This window comes from Aquibium pacificum (assembly GCF_040839445.1).
GTDB classification, from domain to species: Bacteria; Pseudomonadota; Alphaproteobacteria; order Rhizobiales; family Rhizobiaceae; genus Aquibium; species Aquibium pacificus.
Genome location: NZ_JBDPGJ010000009.1, coordinates 150435 through 163668, shown reverse-complemented (window position 1 = coordinate 163668; position 13234 = coordinate 150435). Strand labels below are relative to the sequence as shown.

The following is a 13234-nucleotide window of genomic DNA, read 5'->3' as shown; positions in this document are numbered from 1 at the left end:
ATTGACTCTTGTATAAGACACAAGATACGAATTTCGCAGCACTGAGACAGTCGGCCAGACGGCCGAAAGCCCCGATGCACCCAGGGAGGAAGACATGAAATCCATTTACCTGCTTTCCGGAGCAGCCTTCGCCGCCATGCTTTCGGCCGCGCCGGCCTCGGCCGCCGAGTTGCGTTTCGCCTGCTACCAGGACGGCGTCGAGTGCGATGCGTGGTCCGAGGCGTTCAAGGACTTCGAAGCCGCGAATTCCGGTACGACGGTCGTGGTCGACGTGGTGCCCTACAAGTCCATCGTGGAAGGCCTGCCGCTTCAGCTCGCCTCCGGAGAGGGCCCCGATCTCGCCCGCGTCACCGATCTCGGCGGTCTCGCCAAGTACATGCTCGATGTGACGCCCTACGTGTCCGATGCGGCCAAGATCGAGGAGCAGTACGGCCGCACGCTCGCCTGGACCCGTGTGAACTCGCCCGACGACAAGGGCATCTACGCCATCATGGACCAGCAGACCGCGACCGGTCCCTTCATCAACACCACTCTGTTCGAGCAGGCCGGCGTGGCGATCCCAGCCAAGGGCGCGACCTACGAGGACTGGGCAAAGGCTGCCAAGGAAGTGGCCGAGAAGACGCAGACCCCATACGCCGTCGCCATGGACCGCACCGGCCACCGCTATGCCGGCCCGGCGATCTCCTACGGCGCGAAGTATTTCGACGCCGAGGGCAACCCGATCACGGTCGACGACGGGTTCCGCGCCTGGTCGGAGCAGTTCGTCGCGTGGAACAATGACGGCACCGTGGCCAAGGACGTCTGGGCCGGCGCCGGTGGCGCGACCTACCAGGACGCGGCCAAGGAGTTCACCAACGGCTCGCTGGTCATGTACATCTCCGGCTCGTGGCAGATCGGCCGCTTCGGCCGCGACATCGGCGACGCCTTCGACTGGCAGGCGGTGCCCGCCCCCTGCGGCCCCGGCGGCTGCACCGGCATCCCGGGCGGCGCGGCGATCGCAGCCTTCAAGCACACCAAGGCGCCGGAAGAGGTCGGCAAGCTCCTCGAGTTCATCTCGCGCGAGGACGTGCAGGCCAAAGTGCTGGCCAAGACCAAGAACATCCCGGCCAACCAGGCGCTGCAGGTGAAGGGCATCGAGTACGAGAACGCCACCGACGCGGAGAAAGCGGCGCTGACCACCTTCGCCAGCGCGCTCGCCGACTTCTCGCCGGTCGCCTTCCAGTTCCAGGGCTACAAGAACAACCGCGCCATCATGAACGCGACCGTGACCCGCATCACCCAGGCGATCGTCGGCGAATCCACGCTCGACGAGGCGCTGGAACGCATCGACACGGACGTCAAGGAAGCGGTCGCGGCGGCGAAGTAACCACCCGCCGACGAAACGTCCGCGCTGCCCCTCATCCGGCCCTTCGGGCCAACTTCTTCCCGCGGGCGGGGAGAAGGGAAGAGGTGGCGCCGGCATAGCATCCTTCTCCCCGCGCTCGGGGAGAAGCTCCCGGCAAACGTGGAGCCAGGCAGATGGGACGGCCATGTTCACACCGGTGACGACCGCAGCCTCGTTCGTCTACCGCTCGGCGTTCGAGCTCTTCGAGCGCCCGATGCTGGCGATCCAGAGGATGACCGGGGCGCAGAGGATCGCCTGGGTCTTCCTGTTCCCCAACCTTCTGATCTTCGGCCTCTTCACCTTCCTGCCGATCTTCCTGAACTTCTTCTACGCCACGACGGGCAGCGACCGCATCCTGCTCGCCGACCGGCCCTATGTGGGGATGGAGAACTTCCAGTCGCTGCTGGCCTGCGAGAGCTATCTCGACCCCAACAGCTGCACCCGCGACATCTTCTGGCGCGCGGTCCACAACACCGGCTGGTTCGTGATCCTTCAGGTCGGCTTCATGATCCTGTTCTCGCTGGTCACTGCGCTGGTGCTCAACCGTGACATCCCGCTGCGCGGCTTCTTCCGCTCGGTGTTCTTCTATCCCGTGCTGCTCTCGCCGGTCGTGGTTGCGCTGATCTGGAAATGGATCCTGCAGCGCTACGGCGTGCTGAACGCAACCCTGGAAGGCTGGGAACTTCCCGTCGTCAACTGGCTGGTGGAAGCCGACTGGGCCTTCTTCTGGATCGTCTTCGTGTCGATCTGGGCGCACATGGGCTTCTACACGCTGATCCTGCTCGCCGGATTGCAGGCGATCCCCTCCGACGTCTACGAGGCGGCGGAGATGGACGGCGCCTCGAAGTGGCGGGTGTTCTCCAGGATCACCATGCCGCTCCTGATGCCGACAATGGTCGTCGTCATCGTCCTGTCGCTGATCCGCGCGGTGCAGGCCTTCGACGAGATCTTCGTGCTCACCGGCGGCGGGCCCGGCTCGGCGACGCTGCTCCTGCTGCAATACATCTACGAGACCGGCTTCGCCTTCCGTCCGCAGCTCTTCGGCCTCGCTGCCGCGGCCTCGCTGCTGATGGCAGCCGTGCTGCTCGTGTTGACCCTGCTGCAACTCGCCGCCACGCGGCGGCAGGCGGAGGGGTAGAATGGCGAACGTCCTCTCCTTCCTCACCCGCACGCGCGGCCGCGGACGGTTCGATCTTACCGACTGGCTCACCTGGGGCTATCTGGCACTGGCGGTGCTGTTGATGTTCGGGCCGGTGTTCTGGGTCGCCCTGTCGTCGTTCAAGACGGAATCCGCGCTCCAGGAATACCCGCCGAGCCTGCTGCCGCTGGCGCCCGCCAGCGTCGCAGTCGAAGGCCACGAGGAGCCGCTGCAGCTCTTCCGGATCACCGGCGGGGAGCACGAAGGCAAGGTGCTGGCGCAGATCCGCCGCATCGGCCTGAACTCCCAGATGGTCGACCCTGAGAACCCCGGCGCGCGGATCAACGTCAACATCAACGATCGGGTGCCGGTGCGCGAGTTCGCGCTCGCGGCGGAAAACTACACCGTGCTGTTCGAGCGGTTCAACTTCGCGCTCTATTTCTGGAATTCCGTCTTCATCACCGTGGTGGCCACCATCATCACGGTGCTGTTCAACTCGATGGCCGCCTTCGCGCTGTCGAAATACCGTTTCCGGGGACGTACCGCGGTGTTCATCCTGATCATCGCGACGCTGATGATCCCGCCCACGATCAACCTGGTGCCGATCTTCCTCGTCGTCTCGGAATTGGGCCTCGTTAACTCGCCCTGGGGTGTGATCTGGCCGGCCGTGGCGACGCCCACAGGCGTCTTCCTTCTGCGGCAATACATGCTCACAATCCCCGACGATTTGCTCGACGCAGCGCGCATGGACCATGCATCCGAATGGCGGGTCTACTGGCGCATCGTGCTGCCGCTGGCCGCCCCTGCGCTGGCCGTGCTCGTCATCTTCTCCGTCATGTGGCGCTGGAACGAGTTCCTGTGGCCGCTGATCGTGCTCAACCGGTCGGAGGAATTCACGCTGCAGCTCGCGCTCAACTCCTTCCAGGGCGACCTCCAGACCAGCTGGGCGCCGCTGCTCGCCATGACGGTGCTGACGCTCCTGCCGATCACGCTGGTCTTTGCCGTGCTGCAGAAATACATCACCGCGGGCATCGCGCAGTCGGGAGTGAAGTGATGGCCGTCGTCGAGCTCGACAATCTCGTCAAGGATTACGGCCAGGTGCGCGCCATCCACGGGGTCGACCTCCGCATCGAGGACGGCGAGTTCTGCGTCTTCGTCGGGCCGTCGGGCTGCGGCAAGTCCACGCTTCTGCGCATGATCGCCGGGCTGGAGGACATCACCGGCGGCGAACTGAAGATTGATGGAATGCGCGTCAACGAGCAGCGGGCATCCGAGCGCGGGCTCGCCATGGTGTTCCAGACCTACGCGCTCTATCCGCACATGACGGTGCGCCAGAACCTCGCCTTCGGGCTGGAGAACATCCGCACGCCCAAGCCCGAGATCGAGACGCGGGTCGCCGAAGCCGCGCGCATGCTCCAGATCGAGGCCTATCTCGACCGGCGGCCGAAGCAACTCTCGGGCGGCCAGCGCCAGCGCGTGGCGATCGGGCGCGCGGTGGTGCGCGAGCCGCGCGTGTTCCTGTTCGACGAGCCACTGTCCAACCTCGACGCGGAACTGCGCGTCACAATGCGCGGCGAGATTTCCGGCCTGCACCGGCGGCTCGGAAACACCATGATCTACGTCACGCACGACCAGGTCGAGGCCATGACCATGGCCGACAAGATCGTGGTGCTGCGCGACGGCCGCATCGAGCAGGCAGGCTCCCCGCTCGACCTCTACAACACCCCCGCCAACGCCTTCGTGGCGGGCTTCATAGGCTCGCCGCGCATGAACTTCATCGACGTCACTGTGACCGGCATCGACGCCGAGGGCGTCGGGCTGAAGGACGCCGCAGGCAACGCCTATCGCGCCGCGGTCTCGGGCGAGGGGATGAAGACGGGCGAGGCGGCACAGCTCGGGATCCGGCCGGACCATCTGGAGATCGGCGGCGCGGAGGGCTACCCCGTAACGGTCCATTCGGTCGAGCAACTCGGCGGCGAGTCCTATCTCTATTGCGAGGCGGCGGACGGGACGAAGCTCACGGCGCACCTTCCCGGCCAGACCGCGATCCGCCGCGGCGGCACCACCCATGTCGTCCTGCGGCCGCAGTTAACGCATCTCTTCCGGAAGGACGACGGGATCGCGCGGAAGCGGCTGGTGATCGGGGAGGCGGTGTAGGTCCGGTGACTTCATGCCAAGCATATTGCGCTACTATACTCCCGCACGCCGAATTCTCTGCGAAATAGCCAAGAGCCGCTCAACGATTCAATACGGCGAATTGGCAACCGCGCTTGGGCTGAAATCAGCGAGACAGGAATGGCACACGCTTCTCGATCCCATCGCCAGAAAGGAATCAGAGCGTACGGGGCGTGATCTGACGCTCGTCGTGGTCTACGCAACTGGACCAGCAAAGGGCTTGGGCCGCTACTTCAGCAACGTTCGCGGCGGAATCCCGCCAGGAACGACAACGCTTGACCCCGCAGATCTGACCCAAGTCGCAAATTTTTACGCCGAATTGGAAAATGTTTTCGATGCCTATGCCGATGTGGAATGCTGATCTTCAAAGGATCGTCGACTAGCATGACTTTTCTTGCCCTCAACCAACCAGCCGCCATCACGCAGACCGACTTCTCAGTCCCTCTAATGAGCGGCTTCACGTTGCGCGTCGTGGCCCTAGCCGATTGGCTCGTCCGCATCGCCATCATCCCCGACGGCGGCCTCTCCGTCGACCGCACCTGGATGATCGCGCCTGACGGTGACGTCCCCTGGGCGGGCCGCGACCGTCTCTCTACCGACGGCTTCGCGCCTTTGGCCGCGTCGGCGGACGGGAGGACCGTGCAGTTCGGCGACGACTGGCAGGTCGACATCCAGCCCGCGCCCCTTGCGCTCACTATCCGCCGGCGCGACGGCGATGGATGGCGCACCGTGGTGGCCGACCGCCTCACCGGCGCCTACCAGTGGTTCGAGAAACGCGGCGTCTTCCGACACTTTCAGGCGCGTTCGCTGGAAGACCGGCACTACGGGCTGGGTGACAAGGCGGGGCCGCTCGACCATACGGGAAAGCGGCTCAGGTGTCTGCAGACCGACGCGCTGGGCTACAATGCCGAGACCCAGGACCCGCTCTACAAGCACGCGCCCTTCGTCATTGCCGACGGCGTAGAAGGCGGCGCGGTCGGGTTGCTCTACGACACCCTGTCCGAGATCACCTTCGACCTTGGAGCAGAGCATTCGAATTACCACCCGCACTACCGCCATGTGGACGCGCAGGAGAAGGGGCTGGTGCTCTACATCATCGCCGGCCCGAAGCTGCGCGACGTCGTGCCGAGGCTGATGCATCTGACCGGCAGGCCGCATTTCGCGCCGCGCTGGTCGATGGGTTTCGCCTTCACCACCATGCACCATGCCGACGCGCCGGATGCGCAAGCCGTGATCACCGGCTTCGCCGAACGCTGCCGCGCCGAAAAGATCCCGATCAGCGCGATCCATTCCGGCTCCGGCTACACGACGAAGGAAGACGGGCGGCGCTACGTCTTCACCTGGAACGAGCAGAAATTTCCCGACCGCGCGGGCTTCTTCCGGCGTCTCGGCGGACTCGGCTTCAACACCTGCGCCAACGTCAAGCCGGTGTTGCTCACCGAACATCCCGCCTATCCGCAGGCCGCGTCCGAGGGCTGGTTCATCCGCCGCAGCGACGGAAGCCCGGCGGTGGAAATGTTCTGGGGCGGCAACGGCTCGAGCCTCGACTTCACCAACGAAGCGACGATCGCCTGGTGGAAGGAAGGCATCACGGCTCAGGTTCTCGATGCCGGCTTCACGGCGGCGTGGAACGACAACAACGAATGCGAGCTCTGGGACGAGACGGCGAGCGTCGACGGCTTCGGCGCGCCGCTTCCGGCGATCGAGGTCAGGCCGCTGCACGCGTTGCTGATGAGCCGCGCGACCTTCGAAGCGACGCTGGCGCGCGAGCCGGAAAAGCGCCCCTACACGATCAGCCGAGCCGGGCCGATCGGCATCGCCCGCTACGGCGAGACATGGTCGGGCGACAACCGCACTTCGTGGCACACGCTGAAATGGAATCTTCGGCAAGGGCTTTCGATGAGCCTGTCGGGAATGCCCTTCACCGGCCACGACATCGGCGGCTTCGACGGGCCGAAGGCCGGGCCCGAACTCCTGGTGCGCTGGGTCGAGATGATGTCGCTGCACCCGCGCGCGGTGATGAACTCGTGGAAGCCGCAGCTTGCCGATCCGACCAACACGCCGTGGATGCATCCAGACGTCACCGGCGAGGTGCGCGCGGCGCTGAGGCTGCGCTACCGGCTGATGCCCTATCTCTATTCGCTGGCCTTCCGGGCGCACTGCGAGGGCACGCCGGTCATCGCGCCGGCCTTCTACCATTTCGACGACGCCGAGTGCCTGGCCGACGCCGACTGCTTCATGCTCGGGCCGGACGTGCTGGTCGCGCCGGTGGTCGAGGAGGAGACGTATCACGTGCGGATCTTCCTGCCGCACACGGCGGGGGGCTGGCACGACCTCCATTCCGGCGAGGTGTTTTCGGGCGGGCACGTGGTCGAGATCGCCGCGCCGCTCGGTCAGCTGCCGGTGCTGGTGCGCTCCGGCGCGATCCTGCCGCTGGCGACAGCCTGGCCCGACACCGCGCCGCACGACGCGACGGCCGTTGAGCTGACGCTGTTCGCCGGACCGGGCGAGGGCAAGAGCGCGTCGGAGATCTTCTTCGACGACGGCCTCGGCTGGGGTTTTCGCGACAAGGACGCTTCGCTCGTCGCCTGCAAGGCGACGTGGGACGCGAAGACGGCGCGGCTTTCTGCGGAAGAACGCTGGACCGGCCGGGGCCGCCCGGAGATCACGCTGGCGGCAAGGGGGCTGGGAGAGCGGGGGCTGGTCACCCTCCCCTTCGCGGGGAGGGTCGGACCGTAGGTCCGGGGTGGGGGTGGCGCCGCGAAACTCGATCGCTCAGAAACGAGCCCGCAGGTTCCGCATCCGCCCTTGTCCCTCTCCCAGCGATGTGTGCCATTTGCTCGGCGAATTCTCCCCGCAGGTGGGAGGGTGCGCGGGCGCGTTTCATCGCCGCCACGCCCGCTGGAAGCGTCTGGCCATTGAAAAACCCTCCGCAGAGGGAAGCGGTGCGCGCGCTGGCGGACGGTCCGACAGCGCTGTTTTTCTAAAACGATGCCCGTCAGACGCGCACCGCCGACGCTGCTGCCCCCCTCTGGCTCACCCTGTGCTCGAAAGCCGTGGGTCGCCAGCGCAGGAGGGGCCGGGACCGTGGGGCCTTGCCGAGGCAATCCCCGACCCCGCCAACCGGACGAGGCCAATCCCGCACGCCGCCTTTCCCCCCGGTCGGCCCGGCAGCCACCCGAAGCCCGGTGGAAAGACAGGCGGGAGTATGCGGCATTGCAGATCGACGTGGATAAAATCTACGACGAATGGAGCCTATTTCGTCTGCTCGGGTCCAAGGGTCGCGGGGGGAAACCATCGTGGGCAACGCGCGTGCGGAGGGATGGATGAGGCGTCTTTCGCTGCACCGCCTCCCATCCACCTCACTGCACCACGAAGAAATCCTCGATCTGCCGCGCCGCGTCGCGCAGGGCGGGAAGCACGTCGGCGGTCATGGTCTCTGCCGACAGCCGGGCCGACTGGGTGGAGACGTTGATGGCGGCGATGGCGCGACCCGTGCGGTCTCGCACCGGCACGGCGATCGAGCGCAGGCCGGGCTCCAGTTCCTCGTCGACCAGCGCGTGGCCGTCGGCCCCGGCGGCGAGGATCGCGGCGCGCAGGGGCGCGCGGTCCGTCAGCGTTCTGGCGGTAAGCGGGCGGATGTCGGCGTGGGCGAGGAAGGCGTCAAGCTCTGCCTGGGAGAGATCCGACAGGAGCACGCGGCCCATCGAGGTGCAGAAGGCCGGCAGGCGCGTGCCGACATGGAGCGCGACCGACAGGATGTGGCGACCGGGCACGCGGGCGACGTAGACCACGTCCTCGCCCGACAGCACGGCGGCGGAGCAGGCCTCGCCGAAACGAGCCGAGACCTCGCGCATGAAGGGTTCGGCGAAACTCCAGAGCGAGGCGCCGCCGAGCCAGGCGCGGGCGATCGCTATCAGCCGCGAGGAGAGTCGGAAGGTCCGGCCGTCCTGCACGGCGTAGCCCGACGCGACGAGCGTCAGCAGGAAGCGGCGCGCGCCGGCGCGGGTGAGGCCGGCCTTTTCCGCCATCTCCGTCAGCGTCAATCCTTGCGGGTTCGCGGCGAGAATCTCCATGACGGCGAGGCCGCGCGCCAACGAGCCGACCAGGTCGCGCCCGGGGGCCGCGGCCGGATCGCGCTCGGTCGGGCGCTGCGTTGACTCGGAAACCTTGCTCATGTAGGAAAGTATCGCATACGAAACTTATGTTCGCAATGCGAACTTTTCCTGATGGCCACCGGCCATCCGGCAGCGGCGGGACCGAGCGGCGATGAACAAGATCTATGCGGGCCTGGAAGAGGCACTCGACGCGGTCGAGGATGGCATGTCGGTGATGATCGGCGGTTTCGGCGGCGCCGGCGCGCCGATCGAGCTGATTCATGCGCTGGTCGATCGCTACAAGAAGACCGGCTCTCCCGGAAACCTCACGGTCGTCAACAACAATGCCGGGAACGGCGCGGTGGGCATCGCGGCGATGATCTATGCCGGCATGGTGGCCAAAATGGTCTGCTCCTTCCCGCGCTCCTCGGACCCGAAGGCCTTCACCGACAAGTATCTGGCGGGCGAAATCGAGCTCGAACTCGTACCGCAGGGGACGCTGGCGGAGCGCATCCGTGCCGGCGGGGCGGGCATCCCGGCCTTCTATACGCCCACCAGCTACGGCACCCAGCTTGCCGAGGGAAAGCCGGTGGAGGAATTCGAAGGGCGGCCTTACGTGCGGGAGCGCTGGCTGAAGGCGGACGTGGCGCTGATCAAGGCCGAACTCGCCGACCGCAAGGGCAACCTGACCTACCGCAAGGCGGCGCGCAATTTCTCGCCGCTGATGGCCATGGCGGCGGCCACCACGATCGTGCAGGCGAGCCGTGTCGTGGAGCCTGGCGAAATCGATCCGGAAGCCGTCATCACGCCGGGCATCTTCGTCGACCGGGTCGTCGAGGTCTCCGAGCCGAAACAGGAAGAGGCGCTGCTGCGCGAGGGAGCCAAGTGATGGTCTCGAAGCTTTCCAACGCACAGATCGCCTGGCGCGCGGCGCAGGACCTGCCCGACGGCGCCTACGTGAATCTCGGCATCGGCTTTCCCGAAATGATCGCCACTTTCAAGCCGAAGGGGCGCGAGGTGGTCTACCACACCGAGAACGGCATCCTCGACTTTGGCGAGGCACCGCCGGCCGGACAGGAGGACTGGGATCTGATCAATGCCGGCAAGAAGGCTGTGACGCTGAACCCGGGCGCGGCCTTCTTCCATCACGCCGACTCCTTCGCCATGGTACGCGGCGGCCATCTCGACGTGGCGGTGCTCGGCGCCTACGAGGTGGCCGAGACCGGCGACCTCGCGAACTGGAGCACCGGCCCGAAATCGGTACCCGCCGTCGGCGGCGCGATGGACCTCGTGCATGGGGCGAAGCAGGTCTGGGTGGTCACCGATCATGTCACGAAGAAGGGCGAGCCCAAGCTTCTCGAAAAATGCCGGCTGCCACTGACCGGCGTGGCCTGCGTCACCACCGTCTACACGAGCCTCGCCGTCATCGACATCGTCGACAAGCGCTTCGTGCTGCGCGAAAAGCTGGCCTCGATCAGCCTCGAAGACCTGCAGGCGGTGACCGGCGCAACGCTCGTCGTCGGCGACACGGTCGGCGAACTCAACGTACCGGAGCTCTGAGATGTCCGAAGCCTATATCTGCGACTACGTCCGCACCCCGATCGGCCGCTTCGGCGGGTCGCTCTCCTCCGTCCGGGCCGACGACCTCGGCGCGATTCCGATCAAGGCGCTGATGGAGCGCAACGGCAAGGTCGACTGGGAAGCGATCGACGACGTCGTCTATGGCTGCGCCAACCAGGCCGGCGAGGACAACCGCAACGTCGCGCGCATGGCGGCACTCCTGGCCGGGCTGCCGACGGCTGTGCCGGGCTCGACCGTCAACCGCCTGTGCGGCTCCGGCATGGACGCCGTCACCATCGCCGCGCGCGCCATCAAGGCCGGCGAGGTGGAGATCATGATCGCGGGCGGCGTCGAATCGATGAGCCGCGCGCCCTTCGTCATGCCCAAGGCCGACACGGCCTTCTCGCGCAACGCCGAAATCTACGACACCACGATCGGCTGGCGCTTCGTCAACCCGCTGATGAAGAAACAGTACGGCGTCGATTCCATGCCCGAGACCGGCGAGAACGTCGCGGCGGAATTCAACGTCTCCCGCGCCGACCAGGACGCCTTCGCCGTGCGCAGCCAGGAGAAGGCCGTGGCCGCTCAGGAGAATGGGCGGCTGGGCAAGGAGATCGTTCCCGTTACGATCCCGCAGCGCAAGGGCGACCCCGTGGTCGTCTCGAAGGACGAGCACCCGCGCGCCGGCACCACGGTCGAAACGCTCGCCAAGCTCGGCACGCCGTTCAGGAAGGAAGGCGGCACGGTGACGGCCGGCAACGCGTCCGGCGTCAACGACGGCGCGGCAGCGCTGATCGTCGCCTCGGAAGCCGCGGTGAAGAAATACGGACTGACCCCGATCGCGCGCGTGCTCGGCGGCGCGGTTGCCGGCGTGCCGCCGCGCATCATGGGCATGGGGCCGGCGCCGGCCTCGAAGAAGCTCTGCGCGCGGCTCGGCATTAAGCCGTCGGATTTCGACGTGATCGAACTCAACGAAGCCTTTGCCTCCCAGGGCATCGCCGTGCTCCGCGATCTCGGGATTGCCGAGGACGCGGGGCACGTCAATCCGAACGGCGGCGCCATCGCGCTCGGCCATCCGCTCGGCATGTCCGGCGCGCGCATTTCGGGCACGGCGGCGCTGGAACTCAGGGAGCGCGGCGCGAAGCTGGCGCTCGCTACCATGTGCATCGGCGTCGGCCAGGGCATCGCCATCGCGCTGGAGCGGGTCTAAAGCTCCTTACGCCCGAGCCTCCGGTTCCCCCGCACCGCCTCGTCCTTGCCGGACGGGGCGGCTTTTGCGTTTCAGGAACGCGCGCTGGGAATAGAAAGCTCTTGGGGCCGCTGAATATGGGATGACGTTCCCTGGATAATCGATGATGGTCGATCCATATATCGGTCATGACCGATACAAAGATCGATATCGATCGGGACGCGATCCTCAAGGCGCTGGCGAGCCCGGTGCGGCGGGACATGCTCGCCTGGCTGAAGGAGCCCGAGAAGCATTTTTCCGATGAGCATCACCCGCTCGAGATGGGCATCTGTGCGCGCCAGTTCGAGCGTTGTGGGCTGTCCCAGTCGACCGTCTCATCGCATCTCACCGCGCTCGTCGCCTGCGGTCTGGTGACCCAGCGGCGTGTCGGGCAATGGGCCTTCTACACCCGCAACGAGCCGGCGATCGCGGCCTTCCGCGCCTCGCTCGACGACCTCTGATTTTCCTTCTCCCGTATCCTCCCCCTGAAAGGACTTTCCATGACCACGCTCTTCGATCCGATCACGGTCGGCGCCATCCCGCTTTCCAACCGCATCGCCATGGCGCCGCTGACGCGCAACCGCTCGCCGGGCGCGGTGCCCGGACCGTTCGCTGCCGAATACTATTCGCAGCGTGCCACCGCCGGGCTTCTGATCACCGAGGCGACCGCCATCAGCCATCAGGGCCAGGGCTATGCCGACGTGCCCGGCCTCTACGGCGCCGACCAGCTTGCCGGCTGGCGCAAGGTCACCGATGCCGTACACGCGGCGGGCGGGAAGATCGTCACGCAGCTCTGGCATGTCGGCCGCATCTCGCATGTCAGCCTGCAGCCGGACGGGGGCCAACCGGTGGCGCCCTCGGCGATTACGGCGAAGTCGAAGACCTACATTCTCGGTGAGGACGGGAAGGGCGCATTCGTGGAAACCTCAGAACCGCGGGCGCTCGACGTTTCCGAGATTCCCGGAATCATCGAGGATTACCGCAAGGCTGCGAAGGCCGCGGTGAGCGAGGCCGGCTTCGACGGCGTCGAGATCCACGGCGCGAATGGCTATCTGGTCGACCAGTTCCTGCGCTCGGGCAGCAACCGGCGCACCGACGAATATGGCGGATCGATCGAGAACCGCGCGCGCTTCCTGTTCGAGGTGGTGGACGCGGTGGTGGAGAGCGCGGGCGCGGGTCGCACCGGGATCCGGCTCTCGCCGGTGACGCCCGCCAACGATGCATCCGATCCCGATCCGCAGCCGTTGTTCGAGCACGTGGTCCGCGGGCTGGCGAAGCGCGGCTTGGCCTATATCCACCTGGTCGAGGGCGCCACTGGCGGCGCGCGAGACTTCAACCAGGGCGAGGCGCCGTTCGACTGGGCGGCCCTGAAGGCCGCCTACCGCGAGGCCGGCGGCAAGGGCGCCTGGATCGTCAACAACGGCTACGACAAGGCGCTAGCCGAGGAGGCCGTGTCGAGCGGACGTGCCGATCTCGTCGCGTTCGGCCGCCCGTTCATCGCCAATCCGGACCTGGTCGAGCGCTTCCGCCGCGACCTGCCGCTCAACGAGGGCGACCGGGCGACATTTTACGGCGGCGGCGCCAAGGGCTACATCGACTATCCCTTCGTGACCGACAAGGCCGCCTGAGGAACTCCATGGAGGCGGCGGGCA

General features: G+C 66.5%; 12 protein-coding genes. 11 read left to right on the top strand and 1 reads right to left on the bottom strand.

Features of this window, described 5'->3' with window-relative positions:
* Positions 1 to 94: 94 nt before the first annotated feature.
* The 6 genes from ABGN05_RS28100 to ABGN05_RS28075 all read left to right on the top strand — a co-directional run bounded on the left by ABGN05_RS28100 (position 95) and on the right by ABGN05_RS28075 (position 7436).
* Positions 95 to 1366, top strand: coding sequence for an ABC transporter substrate-binding protein (locus ABGN05_RS28100; RefSeq protein ID WP_367957345.1), 1272 nt, complete (start codon positions 95 to 97; stop codon positions 1364 to 1366).
* A 232-nt stretch (positions 1367 to 1598) separates the two neighbouring features.
* Positions 1599 to 2522 carry a carbohydrate ABC transporter permease gene (locus ABGN05_RS28095; RefSeq protein WP_367957375.1) on the top strand — a complete coding sequence of 308 codons (924 nt, stop codon included), beginning with the start codon at positions 1599 to 1601 and terminating at the stop codon, positions 2520 to 2522.
* Position 2523: 1 nt separating this feature from the next.
* Positions 2524 to 3576 (top strand): carbohydrate ABC transporter permease, encoded by a 1053-nt coding sequence (locus ABGN05_RS28090; RefSeq protein ID WP_367957343.1) that lies wholly within the window; start codon positions 2524 to 2526, stop codon positions 3574 to 3576.
* Positions 3576 to 4679 carry an ABC transporter ATP-binding protein gene (locus ABGN05_RS28085; protein WP_367957342.1) on the top strand — a complete coding sequence of 368 codons (1104 nt, stop codon included), beginning with the start codon at positions 3576 to 3578 and terminating at the stop codon, positions 4677 to 4679. The genes ABGN05_RS28090 and ABGN05_RS28085 overlap by 1 nt, the downstream gene beginning before the upstream one ends.
* 13 nt (positions 4680 to 4692) lie before the next feature.
* Positions 4693 to 5058: a hypothetical protein gene (locus ABGN05_RS28080; protein WP_367957341.1), complete on the top strand. Its 366-nt coding sequence runs from the start codon at positions 4693 to 4695 to the stop codon at positions 5056 to 5058.
* A 23-nt stretch (positions 5059 to 5081) separates the two neighbouring features.
* Positions 5082 to 7436 (top strand): glycoside hydrolase family 31 protein, encoded by a 2355-nt coding sequence (locus ABGN05_RS28075; RefSeq protein ID WP_367957340.1) that lies wholly within the window; start codon positions 5082 to 5084, stop codon positions 7434 to 7436.
* A 623-nt stretch (positions 7437 to 8059) separates the two neighbouring features.
* Here the strand turns inward: ABGN05_RS28075 and ABGN05_RS28070 are convergent.
* Positions 8060 to 8875 (bottom strand): IclR family transcriptional regulator domain-containing protein, encoded by an 816-nt coding sequence (locus ABGN05_RS28070; protein WP_367957339.1) that lies wholly within the window; start codon positions 8873 to 8875, stop codon positions 8060 to 8062.
* Positions 8876 to 8966: 91 nt separating this feature from the next.
* Here ABGN05_RS28070 and ABGN05_RS28065 point away from each other — a divergent pair, with 91 nt between their 5' ends.
* The 5 genes from ABGN05_RS28065 to ABGN05_RS28045 all read left to right on the top strand — a co-directional run bounded on the left by ABGN05_RS28065 (position 8967) and on the right by ABGN05_RS28045 (position 13210).
* A complete protein-coding gene (locus ABGN05_RS28065; protein WP_367957338.1) occupies positions 8967 to 9683 on the top strand; it encodes a 3-oxoacid CoA-transferase subunit A in 717 nt (238 codons plus the stop codon).
* Positions 9683 to 10354 (top strand): 3-oxoacid CoA-transferase subunit B, encoded by a 672-nt coding sequence (locus ABGN05_RS28060; protein WP_367957337.1) that lies wholly within the window; start codon positions 9683 to 9685, stop codon positions 10352 to 10354. The genes ABGN05_RS28065 and ABGN05_RS28060 overlap by 1 nt, the downstream gene beginning before the upstream one ends.
* A gap of 1 nt (position 10355) precedes the next feature.
* Positions 10356 to 11564: a 3-oxoadipyl-CoA thiolase gene (gene pcaF, locus ABGN05_RS28055; RefSeq protein ID WP_367957336.1), complete on the top strand. Its 1209-nt coding sequence runs from the start codon at positions 10356 to 10358 to the stop codon at positions 11562 to 11564.
* Positions 11565 to 11752: 188 nt separating this feature from the next.
* On the top strand, positions 11753 to 12043 hold the full coding sequence (locus ABGN05_RS28050) for an ArsR/SmtB family transcription factor (RefSeq protein WP_367957374.1): 291 nt from the start codon (positions 11753 to 11755) through the stop codon (positions 12041 to 12043).
* A 39-nt stretch (positions 12044 to 12082) separates the two neighbouring features.
* Entirely contained in the window at positions 12083 to 13210 is a 1128-nt protein-coding gene (locus ABGN05_RS28045) for an alkene reductase (protein WP_367957335.1), read from the top strand.
* Positions 13211 to 13234: the final 24 nt, after the last annotated feature.